General features: G+C 50.6%; 26 protein-coding genes. 16 read left to right on the plus strand and 10 right to left on the minus strand.

Annotated features, from left to right (window positions below):
• Window positions 1-125: 125 nt before the first annotated feature.
• The 4 genes from K2F33_RS20875 to K2F33_RS20890 all read left to right on the plus strand — a co-directional run bounded on the left by K2F33_RS20875 (window position 126) and on the right by K2F33_RS20890 (window position 5,576).
• The gene (locus K2F33_RS20875; protein WP_076164401.1) at window positions 126-755 is read left to right on the plus strand and encodes a hypothetical protein; all 630 of its coding nucleotides are present in this window, start codon (window positions 126-128) and stop codon (window positions 753-755) included.
• A 470-nt stretch (window positions 756-1,225) separates the two neighbouring features.
• Window positions 1,226-3,640, plus strand: a complete 2,415-nt coding sequence (locus tag K2F33_RS20880) for a winged helix-turn-helix domain-containing protein (RefSeq protein ID WP_263878437.1) — start codon at window positions 1,226-1,228, stop codon at window positions 3,638-3,640.
• A 294-nt stretch (window positions 3,641-3,934) separates the two neighbouring features.
• Window positions 3,935-4,627, plus strand: a complete 693-nt coding sequence (locus tag K2F33_RS20885) for a hypothetical protein (protein WP_263878438.1) — start codon at window positions 3,935-3,937, stop codon at window positions 4,625-4,627.
• Window positions 4,608-5,576 (plus strand): NAD(P)-dependent alcohol dehydrogenase, encoded by a 969-nt coding sequence (locus K2F33_RS20890; RefSeq protein ID WP_263878439.1) that lies wholly within the window; start codon window positions 4,608-4,610, stop codon window positions 5,574-5,576. The genes K2F33_RS20885 and K2F33_RS20890 overlap by 20 nt, the downstream gene beginning before the upstream one ends.
• Before the next feature lie 21 nt (window positions 5,577-5,597).
• On the opposite strand, the gene K2F33_RS20895 is transcribed toward K2F33_RS20890, so the two are convergent.
• Entirely contained in the window at window positions 5,598-6,437 is an 840-nt protein-coding gene (locus tag K2F33_RS20895) for a helix-turn-helix transcriptional regulator (protein ID WP_089547737.1), read from the minus strand.
• A 137-nt stretch (window positions 6,438-6,574) separates the two neighbouring features.
• Between K2F33_RS20895 and K2F33_RS20900 the strand changes: the two genes are divergently transcribed.
• The 9 genes from K2F33_RS20900 to K2F33_RS20940 all read left to right on the plus strand — a co-directional run bounded on the left by K2F33_RS20900 (window position 6,575) and on the right by K2F33_RS20940 (window position 14,878).
• Complete coding sequence (locus K2F33_RS20900; protein ID WP_263878440.1) at window positions 6,575-8,593, plus strand: beta-galactosidase; 2,019 nt, start codon at window positions 6,575-6,577, stop codon at window positions 8,591-8,593.
• A gap of 114 nt (window positions 8,594-8,707) precedes the next feature.
• Window positions 8,708-8,890, plus strand: a complete 183-nt coding sequence (locus K2F33_RS20905) for a DUF2524 domain-containing protein (protein WP_076164415.1) — start codon at window positions 8,708-8,710, stop codon at window positions 8,888-8,890.
• 579 nt (window positions 8,891-9,469) lie between these two features.
• Window positions 9,470-9,820: an MmcQ/YjbR family DNA-binding protein gene (locus K2F33_RS20910; RefSeq protein WP_089547734.1), complete on the plus strand. Its 351-nt coding sequence runs from the start codon at window positions 9,470-9,472 to the stop codon at window positions 9,818-9,820.
• Window positions 9,821-9,952: 132 nt separating this feature from the next.
• On the plus strand, window positions 9,953-10,081 hold the full coding sequence (locus K2F33_RS20915; protein WP_219845392.1) for a DUF6254 family protein: 129 nt from the start codon (window positions 9,953-9,955) through the stop codon (window positions 10,079-10,081).
• 256 nt (window positions 10,082-10,337) lie between these two features.
• Entirely contained in the window at window positions 10,338-10,694 is a 357-nt protein-coding gene (locus tag K2F33_RS20920) for a MarR family winged helix-turn-helix transcriptional regulator (protein ID WP_263878442.1), read from the plus strand.
• Window positions 10,695-10,764: 70 nt separating this feature from the next.
• A complete protein-coding gene (locus K2F33_RS20925) occupies window positions 10,765-11,583 on the plus strand; it encodes an SDR family oxidoreductase (RefSeq protein ID WP_263878443.1) in 819 nt (272 codons plus the stop codon).
• 48 nt (window positions 11,584-11,631) lie between these two features.
• Window positions 11,632-12,114, plus strand: a complete 483-nt coding sequence (locus tag K2F33_RS20930) for an anthrone oxygenase family protein (protein ID WP_263878444.1) — start codon at window positions 11,632-11,634, stop codon at window positions 12,112-12,114.
• A gap of 268 nt (window positions 12,115-12,382) precedes the next feature.
• Window positions 12,383-13,573, plus strand: a complete 1,191-nt coding sequence (locus tag K2F33_RS20935) for a cation:proton antiporter (protein WP_263882409.1) — start codon at window positions 12,383-12,385, stop codon at window positions 13,571-13,573.
• Window positions 13,574-13,675: 102 nt separating this feature from the next.
• Window positions 13,676-14,878: a macrolide family glycosyltransferase gene (locus K2F33_RS20940; RefSeq protein ID WP_263878445.1), complete on the plus strand. Its 1,203-nt coding sequence runs from the start codon at window positions 13,676-13,678 to the stop codon at window positions 14,876-14,878.
• Window positions 14,879-14,949: 71 nt separating this feature from the next.
• On the opposite strand, the gene K2F33_RS20945 is transcribed toward K2F33_RS20940, so the two are convergent.
• The 9 genes from K2F33_RS20945 to K2F33_RS20985 form a co-directional block, all read right to left on the minus strand.
• On the minus strand, window positions 14,950-15,726 hold the full coding sequence (locus K2F33_RS20945) for a glycerophosphodiester phosphodiesterase (protein WP_263878446.1): 777 nt from the start codon (window positions 15,724-15,726) through the stop codon (window positions 14,950-14,952).
• Window positions 15,668-16,741: a CehA/McbA family metallohydrolase gene (locus K2F33_RS20950; protein ID WP_263878447.1), complete on the minus strand. Its 1,074-nt coding sequence runs from the start codon at window positions 16,739-16,741 to the stop codon at window positions 15,668-15,670. Before K2F33_RS20950 ends, K2F33_RS20945 begins: the two co-directional genes overlap by 59 nt.
• A complete protein-coding gene (locus K2F33_RS20955) occupies window positions 16,738-17,208 on the minus strand; it encodes a hypothetical protein (RefSeq protein WP_263878448.1) in 471 nt (156 codons plus the stop codon). Before K2F33_RS20955 ends, K2F33_RS20950 begins: the two co-directional genes overlap by 4 nt.
• Window positions 17,205-18,050: an ABC transporter permease gene (locus K2F33_RS20960; protein ID WP_076164456.1), complete on the minus strand. Its 846-nt coding sequence runs from the start codon at window positions 18,048-18,050 to the stop codon at window positions 17,205-17,207. The genes K2F33_RS20955 and K2F33_RS20960 overlap by 4 nt, the downstream gene beginning before the upstream one ends.
• Window positions 18,047-19,210: an extracellular solute-binding protein gene (locus K2F33_RS20965; RefSeq protein WP_089547722.1), complete on the minus strand. Its 1,164-nt coding sequence runs from the start codon at window positions 19,208-19,210 to the stop codon at window positions 18,047-18,049. The genes K2F33_RS20960 and K2F33_RS20965 overlap by 4 nt, the downstream gene beginning before the upstream one ends.
• 51 nt (window positions 19,211-19,261) lie before the next feature.
• The gene (locus tag K2F33_RS20970) at window positions 19,262-20,287 is read right to left on the minus strand and encodes an ABC transporter ATP-binding protein (protein WP_263878449.1); all 1,026 of its coding nucleotides are present in this window, start codon (window positions 20,285-20,287) and stop codon (window positions 19,262-19,264) included.
• Between the two features lie 33 nt (window positions 20,288-20,320).
• Window positions 20,321-21,145: an ABC transporter permease gene (locus K2F33_RS20975; RefSeq protein WP_076164462.1), complete on the minus strand. Its 825-nt coding sequence runs from the start codon at window positions 21,143-21,145 to the stop codon at window positions 20,321-20,323.
• Between the two features lie 34 nt (window positions 21,146-21,179).
• On the minus strand, window positions 21,180-22,184 hold the full coding sequence (locus K2F33_RS20980) for a LacI family DNA-binding transcriptional regulator (RefSeq protein WP_145132628.1): 1,005 nt from the start codon (window positions 22,182-22,184) through the stop codon (window positions 21,180-21,182).
• 635 nt (window positions 22,185-22,819) lie between these two features.
• Window positions 22,820-23,170, minus strand: a complete 351-nt coding sequence (locus K2F33_RS20985; protein WP_263878450.1) for a helix-turn-helix domain-containing protein — start codon at window positions 23,168-23,170, stop codon at window positions 22,820-22,822.
• A gap of 134 nt (window positions 23,171-23,304) precedes the next feature.
• Here K2F33_RS20985 and K2F33_RS20990 point away from each other — a divergent pair, with 134 nt between their 5' ends.
• The 3 genes from K2F33_RS20990 to K2F33_RS21000 all read left to right on the plus strand — a co-directional run bounded on the left by K2F33_RS20990 (window position 23,305) and on the right by K2F33_RS21000 (window position 25,061).
• Window positions 23,305-23,943 (plus strand): nitroreductase family protein, encoded by a 639-nt coding sequence (locus K2F33_RS20990; RefSeq protein WP_263878451.1) that lies wholly within the window; start codon window positions 23,305-23,307, stop codon window positions 23,941-23,943.
• A gap of 122 nt (window positions 23,944-24,065) precedes the next feature.
• A complete protein-coding gene (locus tag K2F33_RS20995) occupies window positions 24,066-24,440 on the plus strand; it encodes a winged helix-turn-helix transcriptional regulator (RefSeq protein WP_263878452.1) in 375 nt (124 codons plus the stop codon).
• A gap of 72 nt (window positions 24,441-24,512) precedes the next feature.
• A complete protein-coding gene (locus tag K2F33_RS21000) occupies window positions 24,513-25,061 on the plus strand; it encodes a cysteine hydrolase family protein (RefSeq protein WP_263878453.1) in 549 nt (182 codons plus the stop codon).
• Window positions 25,062-25,225: the final 164 nt, after the last annotated feature.

Here is a 25,225-nt window from a genome sequence, read left to right on the forward strand (position 1 = left end):
GGAGAGTGCTGGCATGCTGCGGCGCTCTTCTTTTTTTGTCTGCCGTCAGCATCACAGCGGATTCTAATCGGTTTTTAATCTTGTTCTTTTATAGTGAAGTCAATTCTCTATGAAAGGTGCAGCCCATGAAAACAAAAAAGGTCTGGATCCCTGCAATCATAGCAGCTGTTGCTGCCGTCCTGCTCTTAGCTTACTATTTCTATACTTCTTCTTTTCATAGCAATGGTGATCACCTGTTAACATCCCCGGAAGAACGTGCGTTGAGCGTGCATTCACACGGAGAAGAGCGGCCTGAAGGTGGCGCGGAAATTTTTAAGTTCCTGGGAACGCTCGCCGTGTTCCTCGGTGCGGCTAGCTTCTCTTGGGTCTGGTTTAAAAAGAAAATGAAATCCCCTTCGGTGCTGGTGCGTAAAACCGGAAAATGTCTGTACGGCGTGCACAAGCTTTTGGGTTGGATAACCTTAACGATCGTCACGGCTCACGGTTTATATTTTTTGATAACCAAGCCAGATGATCATAAAATATTTACCGGTCTTTCCGCATTCACGATCCTATTGATGATCGCCGGTTACGGGTTCTTCATAAAAAGAATTCGTAACAAGAGGATGCGCGTGGTGCATCGTTATCTCGGCATTCTGTGGGCTCCATTGCTGCTTCTGCACGCCGGCGGATCAGCCATCGTTGCAATCATTGCAACGCTTGCAGTATGGGCAGTGATACGAATGCTGGAAAGAATGCCGCGGTCATCGTCGTAGAACCGTAGAACCATCCACTGAAGATGGTAAAAGCAGCCGTTTATCCGTTTAATTTTTAGTGGTGGAAACATCCGATTAAAGATATCATGATGGATATAAATCATAGAATGGAGCCATCTCGGATGCGGATTGATATGAGCAAAAATGGGTTTAACGAGGGATTATATCCATGAATATTCCGGAACTTCCTGTATTATCTACTAAACTATACATCCCGCAGCCACGAACGAGGCTTGTCGCTAGGCCGCGTCTGATTGAGCGGCTGAAGGCGGGGATGGGGCGCAAGTTGACCTTAATCTCTGCTTCCGCCGGCTTTGGCAAGACGACAATGATCAGCGAATGGGCTGCCGGGTGTGAACGGCCTGTCGCTTGGGTATCTTTAGACGAAAGGGATAAGGATAGTCTGCGTCTGCTTAAAGCTCCTAGTCGCTGCGTTGCAGACAATAGAGCAGCATTTCGGAGAAGCCGTAATGCGTGCAATCCAATCCCAACCGCCACCGGAAGCCGAATCGATGCTCACAATGCTGCTGAATGAAATTTCAACAATGCCGTTTGAATTCGTCCTTGTGCTGGACGATTATCATGCTGTAGGAGACAGGCAGATCGATTATACCATTGCGTTCCTGGTCGAGCATTTACCACCGCAGATGCACCTGGTGATCGCGACTCGGGAAAACCCGCAGCTTTCCCTCAGCCGGCTTCGCGCCGGCGGCCATTTAACCGAATTGCACGACACGGACCTGCGCTTTACTGCAGGCGAAGCAGCCGAGTTCCTTAATCAGGTGATGGGGCTGCATCTGTCTGCAGAGGATATTGACGCGCTGGAACATCGTACCGAGGGCTGGATTGCGGGGCTGCAGCTCGCGGCTCTTTCGATGCAGGGACGTAATGATATTCCCGCTTTTATCCGTTCCTTCGCCGGAGACAACCGGTACATCGTCGACTATCTGGTCGAGGAGGTTCTTCAGCGTCAGCCGGCCGATGTCCGCAATTTCCTGCTTCAGACCTCGATTCTGGATCGGCTGCATGGCCCGCTGTGCGATGCCGTTACCGGCCAGAACGAAGGGGCAGCTCGGCTTCAATCGCTGGAGCAGGGCAGCTTCTTTATCGTTCCCCTGGATGACAGGCGGCAGTGGTATCGCTATCACCATCTCTTTGGTGAAGTGCTGTCCATACATTTAAGAACGGATCAGCCTGACCTCATTCCTGAACTGCATCGGCGTGCGAGTGAGTGGTATGGACGGCACGGCTCCTACGCTGAAGCAATAGGGCACGCGTTGGCTGCCGAAGACTTCCCCCGAGCGGCGGATCTGATCGAGCAGGCTTGGGCAACCATGCGCAGGAGCAGGCAGGAATCCGCAGTGCTCGGGTGGATTCAGGCGCTTCCCAAGGAAATCATTCGCCATAGGCCCGTTCTCAGCGTTGAATATGCATGGGCGTTACTTGCCGTCGGCCAGGTCGAAGGGGCAGAGGAACGGCTGCGCGATGCCGAACGGTGTCTGGAGAATTCCTCATTGGATAGGACGTCGGAAACTTCAGCAACCGATATGTGTTACGTAGACGAGGAAGAATTTCGCCGTCTTCCGGGCACCATTGCCGGATACCGCGCCGCTTATGCCCAAGCCATGGGGGATATACCCGCCGCCATTACATATTCGAAGAGAGTACTTGAACTCGTTCCAGCGGATGATCATTTAAGGCGCGGCGCGGCAGCCGCGCTCCTTGGTCTTGCGGCATGGACGAGCGGAGATCTTCAGGAGGCGTACCGGATGTTCAGTGAGGGAATGGCGAATGTCCGGCGGGCAGGGAACATCTCAGACGCGATCGGGGGCTCCATTGCTCTGGCCGATATAAACATAGCGTTGGGGCGGCTACGCCAGGCCATGGATATCTTTCAGAATGGATTACTGCTTGCTGCGGAGATGGGTACTCCTGAAACGCGGGGCACAGCGGACATGTACGTCGGAATGAGCGAGCTAAGCCGTGAGCAGGGGGACTTGGACGCCGCTATGCAGCATCTGCATCGAAGTCAGGAGTTGGGTGAGCCAATGGGACTGCCCCAATATCCGTATCGCTGGCGGGTAGCTATGGCGCGTATTCGGCAATCGCAAGGAGACTTGGATGGCGCGCTTGAACTGCTTCAAGAGGCTGAGCAGCGGTATGTCGGTGATTTTTTTCCCAACGTGCGTCCGGTATGGGCCTTGAAAGCACGCGTGTGGCTCGCTCTGAATAGATGGAGTGAGGCTGCGGAGTGGGTACATGAGCAGGGTCTCTCCACAACGGATGACCTGCACTATCTGCGCGAATTTGAGCACATAACCCTGGCCCGGGTACTTTTGCACCGGCATCCAAGTAACCTTGCACCTATTCAGGAAACGTTGGATTTCCTGGAACGCCTGTCCCAAGCAGCGGCAAACAGCGGAAGGACGGGGAGCCAGATCGAAATTTTGATCCTTCAAGCCCTTGCTCATCACAGCCAGGGTGACATGTCTTCCGCACTTGCATCGCTGGAACGAGCACTGACACTGGCAGAGCCGGAAAGGTACGTTCGGATGTTTGCAGACGAGGGCCAACCGATGGCCGCATTGCTGGAAGCAGCATGGAATGGAGGGATCTATCCAAACTATGTGCGGCTTCTTCTGCTATCCTTTGGCAAGGAGGGAAGCGGATCGGCTGCGAAAAAGGCAGTTGGAGAGCCGCTGAGCGAACGGGAGCGGGACGTGCTGCGTCTGCTTAAAACCGATTTGAGCGGGCCTGAAATCGCGCGAGAGCTCCATGTCTCGCTGAATACGCTGCGAACTCATACCAAAAACATTTATGACAAGCTTGAGGTGAACAACCGTCGGGCAGCCGTAAGGCGCGCCGAAGAGCTTGATGACTTGTGACATAGCGATTTCCGTATAGCTCCGGACCTGGAAGAAGGAATAAGCCCAGGATCGGGGCTCTTTTTTATGCCGCTTACTTCGAATGAATGTACCGTGACCTTTTAAAATCACCACATCTGGTGATGCCGTCTCACCACATGATCCTGTATCTTCAATTTAGGAACGGAGCTGCACGAAAGGAGACTAACCACGACATCAGATCAATAAAGCACAGAAAGGCTGCCAGTAAATATACCGGAGTGAACAGAACTTGCTAATCGTCGACAAGAATAAAAACAAAAAGGAGAAAACGATATGAACATCACAGCTTCTCGCGTCATTCGTTGGAGCGGTTTATCCGCCATCTTGGCGGGCATTCTTTTTATCGTCATCCAGGCAATTCATCCGCCTGAACTTCTATCATCCGTTACCACAAAGGCTTGGGCCATCGTCCATTACTTGACCCTCGCGATGTCTCTGCTCGGACTGCTCGGCATAACCGGAATTTATACAAGGCAAATCCATGCAGCCGGATGGACCGGATTGGCCGGTTTTCTTCTGTTTGGTCTCTTTTGGACGGCTACAACGGCTTTCACCTTTGTAGAAGCTTTTGTTTTACCGGTTATCGCTGCGGATGCACCGAGTTTCGTGGAGGGGTACTTAGGGATTTTTGCCGGATCATCAGCCGTGTCCAACCTTGGCCTCCTGCCTGGAGTAGCACCTGTAGGTGGTGGGCTCTATGTGCTCGGCGGTCTGCTGCTTGGCATCGCTACGTTCCGCGCCGGGATTCTCCCGCGCTGGACAGCTGTTCTGTTGGCTTGCGCCGCTGTGTCGACTCTGGCTTCATCACTGCTTCCACACCCGCTGGATCGGGTATTGGCTGTCCCAATGGGAATCGCTCTCGCAGGTATGGGTTATGCGGTTTGGTCAGAACGGGGTCTTGAAGCAGCGCAGCGACGGGTCCGAAACCAACACAGGGGGAGAAAAAATGAGAGCCATCGTAAATGAACAATACGGACCTCCACATGTGCTTCAGCTCAAGGAAGTGACCAAGCCGGCCCCTAAAGCCGGCGACATATTAATCAAGGTCTACGCTACAACCGCTGCAGCAGGAGATTGGCGATTACGCAGGGCGGACCCTTTTCTGGCAAGACTGTTCAACGGATTATGGAGACCGAAGCGCATCCGGATTCTCGGATTTGAATTGGCCGGTGTGGTCGAATCCACGGGATCAAGCGTTACCCGCTTCAAGCCAGGGGATGCCGTCTACGCAGCCTGTGGCAACAGCTTTGGGGCATATGCGGAATACAAATGCCTGCCCGAGGAGGGGAGCGTGGCGCTAAAGCCGGAGAATATGACGTTTGAAGAGGCGGCTGCCGTTCCGGTTGGCGCCCTCACTGCGCTCCAGTTTCTCAGAGAAGGGAAAATAAAAAGCGGCATGCGCGTACTCGTATATGGTGCTTCAGGCAGCGTCGGGACGTATGCCGTGCAGCTGGCAAAGCACTTTGGAGCGGAAGTCACCGGAGTATGCAGCGCTTCGAATGCAGAGCTGGTGACGTCAATCGGAGCCGATCGGGTTTTGGATTATACGAAACAGCAGCTGCCTAATGACGGCCCGCCTTACGATATTATTTTCGACACGGTGGGAAAAAGCCCCTTTAGTGTATGCGTCAAGCTTCTGGCATCAGACGGTGTCTACCTTCGGGCTTATCATGTGAACCCGGTGATCATCGTTCGCGGGCTGTGGGCCAGCTTGACGAGCAGCAAGAAGGTGATTGGCGGAAATATGAAGGAAAACGCGGAAGATTTGGTGTTTCTGAAGGAACGGATCGAAGCGGGTCAGCTCCGGGCGGTTATCGACCGTCGTTACCGGCTGGAGCAAGCCGCCGATGCACATGCCTATGTTGAGCAAGGCCACAAGAAAGGCAACGTAGTTCTAACCGTCTGTGAGGATTGAGGCGTCTGTTAATAACGCGCATCACTTGACGTGAACACCACGAAGTTCCCGAAACTGCTCTGGCGTCATGCCTTCGTTTTTGCGGAAACGCTGAATAAAGTACGTACTGCTGGCGAATCCGACCGTCTCCGCGACCTTTTTCACGGTCCAACCGGTTGAAATCAGCAGGGATTTGGATTGAAGAATACGGCATTCGTTCAAAAATTCGATCGGCGTTTTGCCGAACAAACCGTGAAACTGCCTGCTGAAATGGGAGGGACTGTACTCTGCCTGGCTCGCCATTTGCTCGAGCGTAAGGGGCTGATGGCTGTGAGTGCGAATCCACTGCGCCGTCTCCATCAGCTTGGTGCGCATCCCCGGCTGAGGACGTTCTTCCGAACCGTCTACGTACATGATGAACTCGGCAAGCATCTCGTACAGCATCGCGGACAACCGCGCTTCGCCGTCTTGCAGCGGGTGAATGCCGGTGGCCAGGAGATCCGACCACAGCCGGTCAAGCCGGTCCGCGCCCTCCCACGAAAATACCCATGCCTCCCGTTCACCTCTCCCTTGAAGTAACGTACGAAGACCAGGACCCGTAAAATGAACCCACCGGATATCCCAAGGCTCGTCTTGATCGGCATAATACCGCTGGGGAACACCGGGGCCGCATAGAAAGCCGGTACCTTGGCCAAGTTCCAGCATAGTTTCACCGACTTGAATATATCCTTTACCGCCGCGGACGATATGCCAGTTATAGGTGGAGAGTCCGTGCGTCCGGTTTTCACTGTGTGACGGCTCATCTGCATAATGCCCAAACGATTCGGGATAACAAATGAGGTTTGTAAAGCGCGGGCTCGGAATAAAATAATTGATTCTCATATCTCAGCTTCCTTTTAGCATAATTGTTATACGTGATTATCAAAATCTTACGATTTAAGCCTTATATAATTAATAATATAATGGGTCCAAGATGATGTATTCAAGCAAAATAATGATACATATTGGAGGAGATACCCATGTATTTCGGCGTGGATTATTACCCAGAGCATTGGCCCGAAGAACGTTGGGCCGTCGATGCCCGAATGATGCGGGAAGCGAATATCAACATTGTCCGGCTGGCGGAATTCGCCTGGGCCAAACTGGAGCCGGAGGAAGGACGGTACGACTTTGCATGGCTCGACCATGCCATTGAAGTGCTCGCAAGGGAAGGGATCAAGATCATTTTGGGAACACCGACGGCGGCGGCTCCCAAGTGGCTGATGGACAAATATCCGGATATGTACCCCGTCGATGTCCATGGACTGACCAAAGGCTTTGGTACACGGAGGCATTATTGCGTTAATCATCCGGTGTATCAGAAGTATTCCGCAACCATTGCCCGGGTCATGGCCGAGCATTACAAAGACAATGAGCACGTTGTTGCTTGGCAGATCGATAACGAATTCGGCGGTCCGTGCTACTGCCAGAGCGATCTGCATGCCTTTCGGATCTGGCTCCGCGAAAAGTATGGGACCGTCGACAAGCTAAATGAAGAGTGGGGAACCGTGTTCTGGAGCCATACTTACCGCAGCTGGGAAGAAATTATGCTTCCCACGTATGCCGCAAGCGACGGCTTCAGCCAAGGCGGTTCCGGCGGATTGATGTCTACCCCATATAACCATAATCCGGGTATGCAGCTCGATTACCGCCGATTCTATTCCGATTCGACGGTCGCCTATCAACGGCTCCAAATTGAAGAAATTCGTGCATGCAGCTCCCTGCCGATCACCCATAACTTGATGGGTCATTTCAGCGAGATTGATTACTTCGATTTAGGCAAGGATCTTGACTTTATTTCTTGGGATAACTATCCGAATAATATGTGGGGCAAATCTTCACCTCTGACCGTCGCCATGGCCCATGATCTGATGCGCGGCATCAAAAATCAAAACTACTGGATGATGGAACAGCAGAGTGGTCCGTGCGGCTGGCACTCGTTGGGCGATACGCCCGAGCCGGGACAACTTCGTTTATGGACCTATCAGGCGATCGCGCATGGAGCGGATGCCATGGTCTATTTCCGCTGGCGGGCCTGCACGGTTGGCATTGAACAGTATTGGCACGGCATCCTTGATCATGACGGCGTCGGCCGGAGACGGTACCGGGAGATCACCGCGATCGGACATGAACTCAAAGAACTGTCACCCCTGTTTGTAGGGGCCGCCAACAACAATACCGTAGCCCTCATTAAAAACTATGATCAAGTGTGGAGCCACCGCGCTCAGCCTCATAACCGGAACTTCAGTTATGAAGCTCTGCTGGCAGGCTACTACGATGCAGTTGCCGGGCAGCACGTCGGCGTAGACGTGGTCAGCGTGGAAACTGACTTTACGCCGTACAAGCTTGTTCTGATGCCGGCATTCAATTTGATGACGGAGGAGATCGCAGACAAATGTGAGGCATATGTGGCAGGCGGCGGTTCGCTGCTCATCACGTTCCGGTCGGGAACACGTACCTGGAATAACCGCATGACGACTTTGACACTGCCTGGCTTGTTCCGGAGACTGGCAGGCGTTGAACTGGAAGAGTATGACTCGGTTAATTTCGGCCGGACCGTATCCGTGAGCGGACAGTTCGGGGACGGCACCGCTTCCATGTGGTGCGATGTGCTTAAGCTGGAAGGGGCTGAGAGCCTCGCGGATTATGAGAGTCATTATTACAGCGGAACGCCGGCAGTTACTGTGCACACCTATGGTAAAGGGAAGGTTTATTACGTCGGGTGCGACCTGGATGACCGGGCGATGGAGAGCTTGATGAAGCTGGTTCTGGAAAGGGAGGGCGCTGTCCCATCCTTGCCCCAAAAATATGATGGAGTCGAGGCAGTAGAAAGAGAAAAGGATGGCAAAAGCTACCTTATGCTGCTGAATCATCGCAGTGAATCCGTCGAAGTAGAACTGGGGAGCACGTATATAGATGCCCTGAACAAGCAAACCATGGAAGGCCGCATTCTCCTGGAACCTTACGCCGTTCATGTGCTTTTAGAACAAGGGATCTAGAGTGTGATTCGTAAAGGAACATAACCCATTTCTTCGCTGACCCCATTCTGAATAATTTCGGGTGAATCCTCCATAATAGGGAAGTACATCCAAGAGAAAATGGAGGAAAAGCATATGCTCGAAAACCTGGAAAGTAACTATGACTGCAGCAATGCCGGGGAGGATTTGCATCAGCTGAAGCAGGAGCTCGCCTCGCTCCGGGGCATGGGCAAGGAAGACCCCAAGACGCAGGAAGATATTAACCGCCTCGAGAATCAGATTGCATTTATTATGAACAAATGTGACATTAATCATTAGTTTGGCAGCAGCACTCCTAAACCCGGTATGTACCTATACCGTGTCGAGGGGTGCTTTTTTTCATGGATTAAGCTTGCGGAAAATACATCGTTTGCGGTACCTGGTATTGCCGTGATTAAAGACGGTCGTTCCTATTAGGGATGATCGTCTTTTCGTATGAGAAAATGATTCCCTTACTAGTGAGTATCCTCGAAATCATCGTCGTTTTATTCAGTGTATTATGGGTTGCCCTGTCAGCTCGTATCATCAGAAAGCTTGCCGTTAAACAATGCAGGAGAAGCCCTTTAACCGGAAAAAGAAAGCTGCTGCTGCTCATCCATATTTGTATGGTTGCTGCCGTTCTAATATTTATAAGCATGCTGCCGACGATCCTGCTTGGAGGATTACCTTGGGCATTCATTCAAGTATGGGCGCCGACGTCTATTCCTGTTTTTCTGTATAGCGTCGTCACGGCGTGCATCCTTTATTTTATCTACGGATTACTTCTACTCTTCACAAAAAATATGAAAAACCAATAGGGCTGGATTATAATAAGTAATCATGTCGAATTGCAAAAAAATCAAGCAGTGAGGGAAACCAATGACGATCGACGAAATCATTGAATACTGTTTATCCTATCCGGCCTGTTATGAAGACCATCCGTTTGGAGCAGAATGGACCGTAATCCGCCATAAAGGGAACAAAAAGAGCTTTGCGCTGATTTTTCATCACAACGATCACTTGTGCGTAAATTTGAAATGCGAACCGAGCCGGGCTGATTTTTTGCGCAGTGTGTTCCAAGAAGTGACGCCGGCGTATCACATGAATAAGGAGCACTGGAATACGGTGATTTTGGATGGGGACCTCCAGGATGATGATATCCATGAGATGGTAAAGCACAGCTACGAATTGACGAAGCCCAAGATACGATTGAGAAAGGCTAAACAATGAAGTGCACTGCATGAACGCCGTCATGAGTTGTTCCGGGATCGAGACTGTTTCTTTTCACGAATGAACAGGGCCCTGGAATGACAACATAAGGAAGTGGTATACAACTCACTTTTCCAGAGGAGGATATCTGTCATGGCTCACCAGAAAAGAAGAAATGAAGCAGCCTGGAAGTCACGCAAGCAAGAACAGCATCCCCATGGCAAAATCAAATCGCTGAAGGAATTGTCCAGCGAATATGACGAGGAGCATACTGCGAAGTAGGGAAGAGGAGACTGTACGGGCCAATGTCCGGCAGTCTTCCTTTTTGTCCACGATGGCAAGAAGGCAATAACGTGCCATTGCTCAAAATGTGCAAGTCACTTCACATTTCCAGTCTTTACAAGTTGAAAAAAGTGTATTATATTTGTTTGTGCAAACATTAATTTGAACATTGAATCGAGGCAGCGACATGTTGGACACTTATTTTAAAGAATGCTTATATTTTACAGCCAATCGCCTCAGCAGGATTATTACCAAGATGGCCGAAGATGAATTTGCACCAAGTGGACTAAACCCCACTTCTGCATTTCTGATGCTGACGGTGCTGGAGAAGGACGGCATTTCCCAGAAGGAAATCGGCCAAAGTCTCCATCTTAAGCCTTCCACCATTACGCGGCTTATCGAGAGCCTTCAAGCCAAAGGACTTCTAAACAGCCGCCAGGACGGCAGAATGTCCTTGATTTACGCAACAGACCGGGGAAGAGAGATGGAGAGTCAAATCCATGAATGTTGGCAAAAGCTGCGGCAGCGTTATAACACGATATTAGACAGTCAGGACGATGAACTCTCGCTTCAGCTGAACGAGGTAAGCAACCGCTTGGAAAGTGCCGAATGACATGAGCATTCGGTTTTTCAATCGCACAACGTTTGCTTGTGCAACTAAATAAAATATTGGAGGAGATTGAATGAATCAGCCGGTTCTTATCGTAAGTGGTACGGGGAAAACAGGGCGTCGGGTATCAGAGAAGCTGCTGCAAAAGGGAATACCGGTCCGTTCCGGATCACGTTCCGCTGAGCACCCCTTTGATTGGAGCGATCCGTCCACATGGGAGCCTGTACTGCAAGGGACAAGGGCAGCGTATATTACCTATTATCCGGACTTGGCCGTTCCGGGTGCTGCTCAAGCGATCGGTTCGTTCGCGAGATTGGCCGTAGAAACCGGCGTGCGCCGATTAATTCTTTTGTCCGGCCGTGGTGAGGAGGAAGCTCAGCGGAGCGAACTTGCGCTGCGGAATTCCGGCGCCGACTGGACGATCCTCCGCTGCAGCTGGTTCTGCCAGAATTTCAGCGAGAGCTTCCTGTATGACATGGTAAAAGCGGGAGTGGTAGCACTGCCTGCAGGAAGCGTGAGAGAACCGTTCATTGATGCAGACGATATTGCAGATGCAGTCGTCTCGGCTTTGACCGATGACCGGCATATCGGGCAGCGGTATGAATTGACGGGGCCGCAGGCGATTACTTTTGCGGAAGCTGCGTCCTTGATCGCTCAAGCCTGTCAGCGGAATATTCGGTATGTCGAGCTTACTTCCGAACAATTCCTAGCCATGCTTACACAACAACAAGTACCTGATGAGTATATAACACTGCTGTCTTATTTGTTCTCCACCGTACTGGATGGCCGAAACGAGATTCCGGCGGATGGCGTGGAGCAAATACTAGGAAGAAAGCCAAGGGATTTCTTCGACTTTGCACGGCAAGCGGCTGCAGACGGAGCTTGGGGTTAAAACAGTAGTTTATCAAAGTGGTCCATCAAATCGTAGGAGGAAATAACTGTGGTGAATTTTTTATACTATCTGACCTTCGCGTCTTCGTTAGGATCCGGATTGCTGGCCGGCGTATTTTTCACCTTTTCGGCATTCGTGATGACGTCGCTCTCCCGGCTTCCTGCAGAGCAGAGCATATCTGCCATGCAGTCGATCAATTCAACGATACTGCAATCGTTGTTTATGCTCGTTTTTATGGGGACCACCATCCTAAGCGTCGTTTTGGGCGTTGCTTCGTTCTTCAAAGCGGGCACCCAGAGCGCGGTCTATGTCATCATTGGCAGCTTGTTTATTTTTGTCGGAGTGTTTCTGGTAACGGCCATCTTCAATGTCCCGCTTAATAATTCTCTAGCAGCTATAAGTCCGGGGGCTGCCGAGGGAGCGCAAGTATGGAGTGATTATATTGCCGGCTGGGTACCCTGGAATCATGTAAGAACGATTTCCTCCATCGCTTCGCTGATTTCCTTTATGATCGCTATCCGTAAATGGTAATCCTGTTCACATCAATGCAATTCCGGGATGATGTGGTTAAACAACAGTTTATTCATTTTGATGGCAGATTGCATAAATGCCTCAAATCATGTATAATATAAGAAATTCATACATCGGAACACTGGAGGAGCCTGTCACGACAGGCTTTTTCTGCGTTTTTATAGGAGAGCCCTGTCGTTGACGGGCTCTTTTTGTGCTTTTTTCCGGATATGGATGGCTGAATTCAAGGCTGGTCACAATATTCATACTCGAAGGAGGCGCTTAAATGTTGGAAATTTTGCTATACCTGGCTATTATTTTGCTCGCTACTAAACTGCTTGGGGACTTGTTCGCCAGGCTCGGTCAGCCTGCTGTTCTGGGAAAGCTGCTTGCTGGCATTCTTGTCGGTCCCGCTGTGCTTGGCTGGATTCATCCGAATGAATTGTTATCCATTTTCTCTGAAATCGGCGTACTGCTGTTGATGTTTATGGCGGGTCTGGAAACCGATTTGGAACAGCTGCGAAAAAATTGGAAGTCGGCGTTCGCCGTAGCGGTTGGAGGCATTATACTGCCGTTTATCGGCGGCTATGGAGCCGCATCTGTTTTTGGCCTGAGCAATAACCAGGGACTTTTCCTGGGCTTGCTGCTTTGTGCCACTTCGGTTAGCATATCGGTTCAGACGCTGAAAGAAATGGACCGGCTGAACACAAAGGAAGGCACGACGATCCTGGGTGCAGCGGTTGTGGATGATGTCATTGTCGTCGTCCTGCTGGCTGTGATGATGAGCTTGCTTGGCACCGGTCACGACATCTCCCTTGGCCTGCTCATCGGCAAAAAGCTGCTGTTTTTTGTCGTTGCCATCGTTGTCGGTTGGCTGGCCGTCCCTTGGTTCTTGAAGTTATTTGCACCTCTGCGCGTAACAGAAGCCGTCATCAGCGGAGCGCTTATCGTGTGCTTTGCCTTATCGTATTTTGCCGATTTCATGGGGGTAGCCGCCATTATTGGCGCTTTTGCGGCGGGCATCGCCGTTTCCCAGACTCCTTTCAAGCATGATGTGGAGGACCGTCTGGAGCCGGTGGCTTATTCCATCTTCGTCCCCGTATTTTTTGTCAGCATCGGTCTCAACATTACGTTTGAAGGTGCTGCTAATCAACTGCTGTTCATGGGCGTCATCACAGTCGTGGCCGTTCTGACCAAACTGCTCGGAGGCGGGCTGGGCGCCAAGCTCACCGGGTTTAACGGCCGCTCATCGCTTGCGATTGGGTCGGGAATGATTTCTCGCGGAGAGGTAGCTCTCATTATAGCGGCAACAGGTCTGGAGTCCGGACTGCTGCAGCAGAAATATTTTACCTCCGTTGTCATTGTTGTGATTTTGACGACGCTTATTACGCCGCCTTTGTTGAAGATGTTTTTTTCGGGCGAAAGTGCTACGCATCGCTATACTAAATCGAATATGGGCTCTAGCTATGACGACAAATAAGCAAAAACAGAAGAGACTGGAAAACTATTGTAAGTGTTAAAATAGGGAGACGAGAATATATCGCAACTAGTGGACAGCGAATACAGGAAAGGAGTATTGAATATGGCACGCGTTCTATTTATTAATGCCGGGTCCGAAGGGCATATCAATCCGACGATTGGCGTTGTCCAGGAGCTGACCTCACGCGGGGAAGAGGTTGTGTACTTTTGCATCGAAGCTTATAGGGAGAGGTTGGAGAAAGCGGGAGCGGTCGTACGGACAATTGACGACCAGAAATTTATCAAAGCCTTTATCTCCGGCGGAAGAAACTATTTGCTGGAAAGGGTCAACGGTCTCTTGCTGACGGCTGATGTCGTGATCCCCAGCGTTCTTGAACAGATCCAGGGAGAGCATTTTGACTATATCATCCATGACTCCATGTTCGGCTGCGGACGTTTGCTGGCGGAGATTCTTAAACTTCCCGCCATCAGCTCTTGCAGTACTTTTGCAGAGTCCAAACCCTCTTTCGACCATACGATGGAACAATTTTTCAACGATGTCCCTGAAGAGATCACTAAACCGATCAACGATAAGTATCAAAGCCTGACGGCCATGATCCAGCAAAAATACGGCGTCGAGATCCATTCTCCTTACGAGGCGTTTTGTAATCCTGCATCACTTACGATTGTCTATACAGCAAGGGAGTTCCAGCCGGGAGGGGAAACATTCGATCCGTCGTATAAATTTGTGGGTCCATCCATCACTTCGCGGTCCATGGAAGATGACCTTGACCTTTCTGAAATCCAGGGGAAAAGCCCGATCTACATTTCACTGGGCACCGTCATGAACCAGGCGCTGGATTTCTATAAGCTTTGTTTTGAAGCATTTGGAAATTCCCATCATACGATTGTCATGTCGATCGGGAGTAAGACCCCGATATCCGATTTAGGAGACATCCCGGATCATTTCATCGTCAAAAGTTATGTTCCGCAAACGGAAGTGCTGCAGCACGCCCAGCTATTTATTACACACGGCGGGATGAACAGTGCCCATGAAGGCCTTTACTTCGGGGTACCGCTCATTGTGCTCCCGCTCAGCGCGGATCAGCCGGTCATCGCGGGGCAAGTCGCCCGGACCGGTGCGGGCATGACCTTAGACATGCAGAGCTTGACGGCCCATCAGCTGCGGGAAGCGGCAGACCTGGTATTAAGCCGAGGTTCTTTCAAGGAAGCAGCCGCAAGGATGGGCGAATCCTTTCGCAAATCAGGTGGTTACCGGCAAGCGGTCGATGATATTTTCGAATTTAGAGATCGGCATTCGGACTAAGGCGGAAAATCTCCGTTTATCTGCTGCGGATGGAGCGGCAAAATGAGATCGTACAGCAAAAGGTCCCGGAATTATTCCGGGACCTTTGTTGTTTCCGTAGTCAGACTTCTCTTGAGCCGGACCAAAGCATCGACGTTCCGCGTTGTAATGGAGGTGATTCCCATACTTGCGAACCGCTCCATCAATGTCTCCTCATTGACGGTCCAGACGAAAACCGGGAGCGAGCGGGCTGCAGCCTGTTCCAACAGTTCCTCCCTGACCAGCTGGTACGGAACATTGAGGCCGATGCAAGCTGCGGCAGCTGCATCCTCACAGGTACGACGGATTGCATCCGTATACTCTTGGGTTAGAAAAAGCTCCGTGTCGACATTGAGCAGCTTTCTAAGTTCCGGATGCGTTTGCTGTACAAGCATGGCCCGGTCGGGTCCGCAGCCTGTCAGCAAGACTTGGTCCGCCATCTTGTAGTGATGAATGAGCGCCGCAGCCGCTTCGACGCTGTCATCGGTTTTGAGATCCAGATTCGCGGTGATACCGGCAGCCTGGACCCTGGCCAGCATCTCATCCAGCCTTGCGATCGTCATCGTCCCGGATTTACCGGCGTAGTCTACGCTGAGAACCAGCTCCTGCAGTTCAACCATACTCATTTTCGAAATATGAATGAGCCTGCCGTCCTCCGTCCGCCATTCATCGTCATGGGCAAGCACGGCGATCCCGTCCTTGGTGACCCGGATGTCTTCTTCAATAATGTCCGCACCAAGCCGGATGCCGGTCTCGATCGAGGATAGCGTATTATCGAGCGTATCCATACAGCCGCTGTGTGCCGTGATCAGTGGAAATGGTGCTGTCATTGCGCGTTATTGCACCTCCCGGTTCATCAAAATAAATGGGGTTGGTAAAGGCAATCATCGTGCGGACCCCGCGGATTGTTCCCCACAGCTCCGCACGCACCCACCGCAATCCTTCGCGTGAAAGCGTCACATTGCAGCCCTTGCTATCTGCAGCATAGGGGAGTTCCGATACCATACCAAGATTGCTGTGAAAGCGCAAGGTATAGATTTGTTCCGGCAGCTCCCAATGCTCTTTCCGTGCCTCGAAATCGGCAGCTGCCTGCAGTTCGATCGTGTGATCCGGCGAAGTTCCTTCTGGGACGGCATTCCCTATGCCGTAAAGTTGGCCGCCGACATGGACGCCAAGATCGAGCCGCGGACCAAGGGTGACGGAGGCCCTTCCAGCGGAAAGGGCAGCGACCGCCTTATCGGTGATCGAGCCTCCATGCTCTTCCATAAGCAGATACGTGACGGACAGCGGTTCATCCGTCTGTTCCTGGCGGTGCCAATCCCGGCCGGAAGTCGCCGCGATCCGGAAGCCTTCGTTCAGCTTGTCGGTCCAGAGGCGAAATGCGCGGGCGTTGTTATTTTTCAGCGGGGCAAAGGTCGTGGACCACACTTCGATATAATCAAGGTCATTCCAGTCACGGAGCTCGAATTCCCAATAGCAGCCGGTGCACATGGGACTGCCGGGGCGAAAAGGGTGGGCCATGCCGGCGATCCCGCCTTGCTCGTGCACTCGGGCGAGTCCAGCGTGAATGTCACCAGGACCTACCGGACGCCAATCGATATAGTCCTTCACGCCAAGCGTCACCATATGTCCGAAGAAGGTGGTCCATTCCATGCCTTGAATGATGTTCATGTCCGTCTGCTGCTCAACCGTCTCTTTATTCCATAAGCCGGACATCGTGTTGTGGTCCGTCAGGGCGATGCAGTCAAATCCAAGAGCTTTTGCGCCCGCAGCCAATTCTTCCAGGCTCTGACTTCCGTCACTGTGGAAGGTATGGGTATGAAGCTCACATGCCATCCAGTTCATCCATGGTCCTCCTCATGCCAAATTTGCAGCGAGTAGCGGCAGTCGTCCGTCACGACGGCATGCAGGCTCAGGGTAACCGTCCACATGCCGGCCTGCAGCGCCCCTTTGCTCAGACCTGGAGACGATTCAAGCCTGGAAATCAACAGATGCTGCTCCGGATCATGGCGGTGGGCGGCCCCGCGGTGGCCGGAAGGATCGTCAACGGACAGCGTGATCAAATTTTTGAGCGGAAGGTGGGACTGCCATTTGGACTTGGCCTGTTCACGGAGTTCATCCTCAACATATCGATCAAGGCCCTGCTCAATCAGCATTTTCGCCTTGGCGCCATCCTCTAGATTTTTCGGACTATAGGAAAAGTCGATTTTCATCCGCCCTCCGGTTTTGGCCAGAAAAAAACGGTAAGCGATATGCGTCTTGGAGCACTCCGGCGTTACAGCTCCCTGTACGTTAACGAGTAAAGTATTCATGATGAACGCACGCTTTCTTCTTTGATCATGGAGCGGATATAGAAATATCCGACAAAAGAACAAAGCAGGAAGGTAAAGAAAGCTGTGGCCGCCGCCAGCTGGCGGTCCTGAAACACACTGAAAATTTGCTCCATGGACACGCCCAGCATTTGCGGCGCATTGGGTCCGATCAGAAAGGGAGCGGTGAAGGAACCGATTACACCCATAAATACAAAGGTAAGGGCGACGAGCAGCGTCTTGAACGTCAGCGGCAGAATGAGCCGGAAAAAGATTCTCATCCGTCCGGCCCCCACATCCTTTGCGCTTTCAATGACTGCATCGGGTACCCCCGACAGGGCTGATCCGAGCAGCATCGTCGTAAACGGAATATTAAACCAAAGATTCGCGAGAATGATGCCCTTCATGTCAAATATAATCCTTGGAAAGCTGTCCGTACCCAGATGGTACAGGATCCTTGCCATCCAGCCATGGTTGCCGAGAAGCTGAATCAGGCCGTACGTCGCAATGACCGATGGGATAAAGATCGGTATCATGTAGGTGCGCCGGATCCACCGTACCGCAAAGCCGTTATTGAACCGCATATACACAGCCAGCGAATAGCTGATAAGCAAAACCAGGATGGAGGAAACAATGGTAATTTCCAAGGTGAAAATAATGTTGGAGCGCATCAATTTGTCCGTGAACAAATAGGTGTAATTGGATAAATCATACCCGCCGTTATCATTCTTCAAGCTTTCGCGGAGTGAACTAATGATCGGGATGACGACAATCAGCACCAGCACGAGAAAGGAAGGAAGGACCATGGAAATGCCCAGGATCCCTCTTTTGAATGATTTACTCATTGTGCAGCCACTTCACTTTGCCAGCGTTTGTTAATGTCTTTGTCCAGATCGCCAATATTGAACGAACGGAATCCTTCGGAAGCACCTTTAAAGGAATCCTGAACCTCCTGAGACATGTTCGTCAGCTTGATGCCCGGGAAGCCGTGCATTTTATCGACGACGACATTCTGGGCTTCAGGCGACAGCACAAAATCAAGGAATTTGTACACAGCGTCTTTCTTCTCGGATAACTTCGGTACCATCAAGTAAGTCGGACCGCCGTTAAATCCAGGTGTGATTTGCGTAATTTTTGTCGTTTCCGGAAGCTGTCCTTTGTCCAGCTGATCCAGCACCATGTCAGACCAGGCCGGAATCATGTCGACTTCGCCGCTCGTCAGCAGATCAAGCGTGCCTTGGTTTTTCTTCGGATAGATGCCCTTGCCGTACATGTATTTGCCCAGATCCTTCAAGAGAGAGAACCCTTGATCCCATTGGCTTTCAATGCTGGGATCCGTGTTGTGAATCGCGTCTTCGGGCAAAAATTTATAGATGCTGGTCGTGACGAAGGAGCTTCCTGCACCGCCTGTCGACGGATCGTTGTATGCAAACCGCTCCGGATGGCTGCGGATCCACTCATATACTTCGTCCAGCGTTTTCGGCACATCTTTGACGGTTTCGCTGTTATAGGCAAGGACAACCGCCGAGGAGCGATAAGGGATCGCGAGGTTAGACACATCGTTCAGCGTGTTTTGGTCCACGTTGTTCAAATTCGGAATATGGTCCGTGCTTAAATTGTCCCATAAATCGTCCTTTTGCCCTTTGGTCACTACCCCGAGGCCATCTTCAAAGAGGTCAATATCACCCGAGCCTTTGCCAGATTGCTTCGCGGCAAGGATGCGGTCATAAGTCGGCTGCGCTCCGGTACCCGACGGCACGTAGACGGCTTTAACCTTGATGTCGGGATTCTTCTCTTCGAACATCGGAATCAAATTTTTCCACAAATCGTCCACGTTCTGCGATCCGGAATAATAAAACGAAAATTCGACCTGTTTGCTTGACGTACCTGTACCTTCAGCAGCCGAACTCGCGCCGCTGTCCTTACTGCTACCGCAGCCGGACAGCAGGGAGGCCGCAAGGACAAAGGAAGTAACAAATGCAAATGCCGATTTCTTATTCAACATGGAAGTAAACCCTCCTATAAGTTTGTAAAGTTGGTTGATTCCAATTACGCCTTACGGATACGCGATAACCTTCGCAAACTGAACGGAAACGGACTGCCCGTTAGACAGTTCATTGATTTGATCGCGCGCCTGGAAGGCGCGGATGGTGCCATAACCTTGTACATCGACGGAAACTTCGGCATAATGCCCGAGGATCATGATTTGCTTGACTGTGCCCGGCAGACCGCTGCCGCCGGCCTGATCCAGAATTATATCTTCCGGCCTTACAGCAACCGTGACATTGCCCGAAAGACGGGAGGGGTTCGGGAAGCGGATAGAACCAACCGTAATTTGATCTGCGTCAATCACCCCCTTTACGAAGTTCATTTTCCCGATGAACTGGGCCACATAGAGCGACTTCGGCGCATCGTAGATCTCCAGGGGGGAGGCGATTTGTTCAATGTTGCCGTGATTCATAACGACAATCCGGTCCGAAATCGATAATGCCTCTTCCTGATCGTGGGTGACAAAAACCATGGTCAGGCCGGTATTGGCCTGGATTTCCCGCAGTTCCTCGCGCATTTCGTGCCGAAGCTTCGCATCCAGTGCTGAGAAAGGTTCATCGAGCAGCAGGACGGCGGGATTCAGCAGGAGCGACCTGGCAACGGCAATCCGCTGCTGTTGGCCTCCGGACAGCTGTGCTGGGAATTTGCTGCCGGCTCCCGGAAGACGAACCAGCTCCAGCACGTCCTGAATCGCTTTTTCCCTGTCCTTCTTTTTGATTTTGCGGATTTTCAGGCCAAACGCGAGGTTATCATGGACCGACATATGCGGCCACAAATTGTAGCCTTGAAATACCATGGAGGTTGGCCGTTTCTCTGGGGGAACCTTGACCACGCTCTTACCTTCGATCAAGATGTCTCCCGAGTCCGGCTCCAGAAAACCGCCGATGCTGCGCAGCACCGTGGTCTTTCCGCATCCGGAAGGCCCGAGCAGGGTGATCAACTCTCCTTTCTGCACGTCCAGCGAGATATCCGATACGCCATCGCCGGTTTTATAGCGTTTGGACAGGTTTTGAATCGATAACTGAATGTTCATAGGGACCTCCTTAATACATCTATCGCTATCTATTTATTTGATCTGGAAACCGCTCGCCAGCACGTCCGCACTGACGAAACGCTGGGCAGCCACCAGCAGAATAATGGAAGGCGCTGTTAAAATGATGGAGAACACCGCGCCGGCATACGCCGGATAATCGCTGATGATCGAATACATGACGATCGGCATCGTTTTGAAATCGGGAATACCGACCAGAAAGGTACCCTGAGCTTCATCGAGGGAATTCAAAAAGGTGAAGATCGAAGCCACCAGAATCCCGGGCAGGGCCATTGGCAGCGTAATGCTGCGGAACACGCGGAACGGGCTGGCGCCGACGTCTCTCGCAGATTCTTCCTGCGCCGTATGAACGTTACGGAACGCGGAAGTCGGGATCCAGGTCATGAACATCAGCACATTAATAATGTGGATCAGGATGACTCCCGCCAGCGTGTTCATTAGACCAAACTTATAGAACAGCACGGCGATCGACACGTACAGGCCCATTTTGGGGAAAGCATGGGTGAGGAGGAAGGAGAACAGGAAAAATCGGCTTAACGGAAATCGGATCCGGGCAAATGCGTACGCCGCCGGGATGCAGAGCACGATCGATATGCCCGTCACCAGTGCTGCGATCACAAAGGATAGCCCGATGGATTTGGCGATGTCCTGCTGCTGAAAGACGAAGGTCCACCATTTGAGCGACCAAACGGAGGGAAGCAGATCGGGATAATTCCATTTGCCTGTGAAGGCCAGAATCGCCAAATTGAGCAGCGGCCCCATAAAAAAGATGACAAACACGACAAGTGCGACAAATTCAAAGATTTTCTTTGGTCCGATGGCTTTGAAATACCAGCGCATGGATCAATCTCCTTTCGATTTTACTTATATGGATTTAAGTAGATTGACGAATAATCAGTTCGGGCACCAGCTCAATATCCAGCTCGTTAACCGGCTGCTGGTCAATCAGCTTGTCCAGAAGGGTGCAGGCGGTTCTGCCCATCGCTTCCGTGTCCACCTTGATGGTCGTTAGGGAAGGGGTATAAATGGAGGCGACGTCGATGCCATCAAAACCGATAACAGCCACTTGGTCGGGAATGCGGACCGATTGCTCAATCAGAAATTTCATCGCACCGAGCGCAATCATGTCATTCGTCGCAAAGAGGGCCGTATAGCCTCCTGACTTGAAATCAGGCCAATGCTGCTGCATCATTTCGTATCCTTGCTCAAAGGTGGATGCCTGCGGGTAGGCGAGCGATGACGGATCGAGAGGAGATCCAATTCCATTCAAATAATCGCGAAAGCCGTGCAACCTTAAATAATGGCTCCGGTGGGTCTGCGGTCCGGCCAACACGAAGATTCGCCTGTGCCCTAGACCAGTCAAATATTCGGCTGCCATCATGCCTCCGTCCTGATCCCGGTTAACGACATGTACCACATTGTCGACATCGGTAGATCCGTTCACCATGACGTAAGGAATGCCGAAGTTGTGAATATAATCGATCACATTTTGCTGCAGCCGGCTGATCAGAATGAGTCCGTCCACGCGTTTCTCCAGCATAAAATCGGCGGATCGAAGTGACATCTCATGATCTGTCGTCACAAAGACGGAATAGTTCATGCGGGCCGCGGTCGCCAGAATGGCATCCACAATTTTGCCGTAAAACGGGTGGGAGGCAATCGGGTATTCCCTGCGGTAAATCAGGACTCCGATGTTGTGCGTCCGCTGGGATACCATGGCCCTGGCTACCGCGTTCGGCTTATATTGCAGTTCTTCAATGACTTTAAGCACCGCGTCCCTTGTTTCTGGGTGGATATAACCTTTTCCCGAAATGACTCTGGATACGGTTGACTTGGACACCCCGGCTAGCTGGGCAATTTCCCGGATCGTATGACTCATGTCTAACCCCGCTTTCTGAATGTGAGACCGTTCCCACATCCCAAGATTAACTCGTGAATGTAAGCCGCGTATGAAACGAATTGGCGATCATTATAAAAGCCAATCTCGATGAAAGCCTTTTAATAATCCATATTTAGGGAAAATGACATTAGAACCGCTTCGTTAAGCTTTACATCCGGAAGGAGCAGCATCGTGCCCGGAACACTTCAAGGCCCAATACATGAATGCTTAAGCTCATTTCGGTCCGATCCGGAACGAGAGGAGTTGGCTAAACGTAGATTTTGTAAAATGTCGAATTGTAAAACATTCGTAAAATGGATTTCTGCTGTCGTAGAACCCATTCGATCGAACCCAAACCGTCGAAATCGGACCATTCAAAGAGAAGCCAGGGGCTTCCCTTCTATGAATGTTTAGACCAGGTTCGCATTTGAGATGGTGAAATAAAAGTGATATGAAAGTGATATGAAAGGGGGAGTTTACTCTTTGAAAATAAGCATGCTGGGTAAGAGGGAGAATGAAGGAACTGCAGCAGGTAAGGGTAGATGAAGACGGGTTGTATAATGCTGCGAAAAGAGAAAGGGGAAGCATCTAAATCTATCGGAACTCGTTGCGGTAGGAGGCGACTTAATGGTTTGTTACCAGGTGCAGTCCTGAGCCGACTGCAGGGAGTCTTGAAGAAAGTGTTTTGCGTCGTCCAATTTTTTCTGTAATTGTTCAATTTCATTCATTTTCTCTTTGATGATGTCCAACTGTTGCTCTCGCGCAAGTTCTTTTCGGGAAAGGATATCCTTAATCTCATGAATCGAAAAGCCGGCTGAGAGTAATGATTTTAGACTTAACACGAATGGGATTATTTTTTCGTCATAGGCCCGGTAATTATTTTCATCTCTTACCAAGTAGGTCTCCGGGATAATCCCCTTTTTTTCATAGTATCGGAGGGTTGAAATCGGCAAATCCACCATTTTGGAAACGTCGCTAATCTTCATCGAAATCACGCCTAATCCTTTCTTGCTATGAACTATAGTTCATAGTTTATGCTTTCCTCATGATAACTTAATGAATTTCAAAGGGTCAAATAAGTTATCAGAATAGACATCAAAAAAAGAGGAGAGGTATCCATATGACCACTACGATGAAAAACAACGATTTTACCCATATTATGAAAGGGAGACGTTCGATTCGTGCCTATGACCCCGCATTTAAAATATCCAGAGAAGAGCTTAAAGAGATCATTGAAGAAGCTGCCACAGCTCCATCTTCAGCAAATTTGCAGCCTTGGCGCATCGTTGTCGTTGAAAGCGAAGAAGGGAAAAATACGCTGCGGCCTTTGATCCGCTTCAATACCCAGCAAAATGACACATCTTCTGCCATGCTGCTGATCTTTGGGGACATGAAATCTTATGAGTATGCGGAAGAGATTTTCAATGCGGCGGTGGAACAGGGGGAAATGCCGCCGGAAGTCCGGGACCGGCAATTGGAAAGCATTCTTACGATCTATCCTACGCTCCCTAAAGAAGTTGTTAATGATATTGTAAAAGTGGATAGTGGATTGCTGGCCATGCAGCTCATGCTCACCGCCAGAGCTCATGGTTATGATACCAATCCCATCGGCGGATTTGAGACGGATCAAATCGCAGCTGCTTTCGGATTAGATCCGGAGAGATATACTCCGGTACTCATTCTTGCCATCGGTAAAGCGGAAGAAGAAGGGTATGAGTCCGTTCGTTTGAGCGCTGATAAGATCACCTTTTGGAAATAAGCAGTTTATGTTTTGCCGTAAAATAAACAAAGGCCTGGGTTACGAATCCAGGTCTTTGTTTGTTAATATGTATGAGAATGGATGGAAGTCTGACCCAGAGAACATGGATGGAGGTGAATTTCATGATGATTCGGGAGCAGTGCACCTGCCCGCTGGAGGTTATTCATGACATCATCAAAGGGAAATGGAAAACGATGATCATTTATCAATTGAAAGACGGAAATACGTCCCTGGCCCAACTGGAACGGGATATTGACCAGATTACCCAAAAGATGCTGCTGCAGCATCTTAAAGAACTAATTTCCAGCGGGATCGTTGATAAAATCAAAACGGAAGGGTACCCGCTGCATGTAGAATATTTTCTGACCGAGCGGGGAAGAAGGCTGTTGGATGCGGTACTTATTATGCAGGAGATCGGAATTGATTATATGGTGGAACGGGGACAGACGGAGCTTCTGGACCGCAAAGGCATTCCATACCCACAAAAAAGTGGGTAATTCACCATTCATGATACCGATATTATAATGCGGTAAGAAACTACTCTTACAAATTAAAGGAGACCATGACCCATGAATACCGCATTCATAATGGTAGACATTCAGAAGGATTATTTTAAAGGAGGCCGAAACGAGTTATTCCGTCCCGACAAGGCACTAACCCATGCGCAGGAAGCTTTAACTCTGTTCCGGGACAAGAAGTTACCGATCGTTCATATTCAGTGTATTCTTCTCGATGACAACGCCACATTTTTTCTTCCCGGTACGGAAGGGATTCAACCGCATGAAGGCATTTTACCCGAGCCTGGCGAAAAAGTGATTGTAAAGCATACGCCGGACAGCTTTTTCCAAACGGAATTACAGCAGCATCTTGAATCGCTGAATGTAACCCGGTTAGTCATTTGCGGCATGATGAGCCACATTTGTATCGATTCTACGGTAAGAACCGCAAACCGTCTGGGATATGAAGTTCTCGTGCTTGATGATGCCTGCACAACCAGAGATTTACTCTGGGATGGTACCGTGATTCCTGCACAAACCGTTCATAATACGTTTATGGCATCCTTGGATGGCACTTTTGCTCAAGTGATCCCAACCAGCAGTCTCTACGAGCGGATCTAAGCTTCATACATAGACTTTAATTAGTCGACACGTACAATAGATTCAAGGGGTTACCAAAAATATCCTCTATTAACCTGCCCATGGCCCAAAAGCTTGAAAAAGCGTGGTCCATGGGTATTTTTTTGTGCCCATTTTTCCCGGATGGTCCGTTGGTTTCTAAAAAT

Source organism: Paenibacillus sp. PSB04 (assembly GCF_025809195.1).
GTDB classification, from domain to species: domain Bacteria; phylum Bacillota; class Bacilli; order Paenibacillales; family Paenibacillaceae; genus Paenibacillus_AQ; species Paenibacillus_AQ favisporus.

What these genes read in the sequence shown, in the direction of transcription:
- K2F33_RS20875 (WP_076164401.1), top strand. Translation starts at nt 126, where the DNA reads ATGAAAACAAAAAAGGTCTGGATCCCTGCAATCATAGCAGCTGTTGCT.
- K2F33_RS20880 (WP_263878437.1), top strand. Translation starts at nt 1,226, where the DNA reads ATGCGTGCAATCCAATCCCAACCGCCACCGGAAGCCGAATCGATGCTC.
- K2F33_RS20885 (WP_263878438.1), top strand. Translation starts at nt 3,935, where the DNA reads ATGAACATCACAGCTTCTCGCGTCATTCGTTGGAGCGGTTTATCCGCC.
- K2F33_RS20890 (WP_263878439.1), top strand. Translation starts at nt 4,608, where the DNA reads ATGAGAGCCATCGTAAATGAACAATACGGACCTCCACATGTGCTTCAG.
- K2F33_RS20895 (WP_089547737.1), bottom strand. Translation starts at nt 6,437, where the DNA reads ATGAGAATCAATTATTTTATTCCGAGCCCGCGCTTTACAAACCTCATT.
- K2F33_RS20900 (WP_263878440.1), top strand. Translation starts at nt 6,575, where the DNA reads ATGTATTTCGGCGTGGATTATTACCCAGAGCATTGGCCCGAAGAACGT.
- K2F33_RS20905 (WP_076164415.1), top strand. Translation starts at nt 8,708, where the DNA reads ATGCTCGAAAACCTGGAAAGTAACTATGACTGCAGCAATGCCGGGGAG.
- K2F33_RS20910 (WP_089547734.1), top strand. Translation starts at nt 9,470, where the DNA reads ATGACGATCGACGAAATCATTGAATACTGTTTATCCTATCCGGCCTGT.
- K2F33_RS20915 (WP_219845392.1), top strand. Translation starts at nt 9,953, where the DNA reads ATGGCTCACCAGAAAAGAAGAAATGAAGCAGCCTGGAAGTCACGCAAG.
- K2F33_RS20920 (WP_263878442.1), top strand. Translation starts at nt 10,338, where the DNA reads ATGGCCGAAGATGAATTTGCACCAAGTGGACTAAACCCCACTTCTGCA.
- K2F33_RS20925 (WP_263878443.1), top strand. Translation starts at nt 10,765, where the DNA reads ATGAATCAGCCGGTTCTTATCGTAAGTGGTACGGGGAAAACAGGGCGT.
- K2F33_RS20940 (WP_263878445.1), top strand. Translation starts at nt 13,676, where the DNA reads ATGGCACGCGTTCTATTTATTAATGCCGGGTCCGAAGGGCATATCAAT.
- K2F33_RS20945 (WP_263878446.1), bottom strand. Translation starts at nt 15,726, where the DNA reads ATGACAGCACCATTTCCACTGATCACGGCACACAGCGGCTGTATGGAT.
- K2F33_RS20950 (WP_263878447.1), bottom strand. Translation starts at nt 16,741, where the DNA reads ATGAACTGGATGGCATGTGAGCTTCATACCCATACCTTCCACAGTGAC.
- K2F33_RS20955 (WP_263878448.1), bottom strand. Translation starts at nt 17,208, where the DNA reads ATGAATACTTTACTCGTTAACGTACAGGGAGCTGTAACGCCGGAGTGC.
- K2F33_RS20960 (WP_076164456.1), bottom strand. Translation starts at nt 18,050, where the DNA reads ATGAGTAAATCATTCAAAAGAGGGATCCTGGGCATTTCCATGGTCCTT.
- K2F33_RS20965 (WP_089547722.1), bottom strand. Translation starts at nt 19,210, where the DNA reads ATGTTGAATAAGAAATCGGCATTTGCATTTGTTACTTCCTTTGTCCTT.
- K2F33_RS20970 (WP_263878449.1), bottom strand. Translation starts at nt 20,287, where the DNA reads ATGAACATTCAGTTATCGATTCAAAACCTGTCCAAACGCTATAAAACC.
- K2F33_RS20975 (WP_076164462.1), bottom strand. Translation starts at nt 21,145, where the DNA reads ATGCGCTGGTATTTCAAAGCCATCGGACCAAAGAAAATCTTTGAATTT.
- K2F33_RS20980 (WP_145132628.1), bottom strand. Translation starts at nt 22,184, where the DNA reads ATGAGTCATACGATCCGGGAAATTGCCCAGCTAGCCGGGGTGTCCAAG.
- K2F33_RS20985 (WP_263878450.1), bottom strand. Translation starts at nt 23,170, where the DNA reads ATGAAGATTAGCGACGTTTCCAAAATGGTGGATTTGCCGATTTCAACC.
- K2F33_RS20990 (WP_263878451.1), top strand. Translation starts at nt 23,305, where the DNA reads ATGACCACTACGATGAAAAACAACGATTTTACCCATATTATGAAAGGG.
- K2F33_RS20995 (WP_263878452.1), top strand. Translation starts at nt 24,066, where the DNA reads ATGATGATTCGGGAGCAGTGCACCTGCCCGCTGGAGGTTATTCATGAC.
- K2F33_RS21000 (WP_263878453.1), top strand. Translation starts at nt 24,513, where the DNA reads ATGAATACCGCATTCATAATGGTAGACATTCAGAAGGATTATTTTAAA.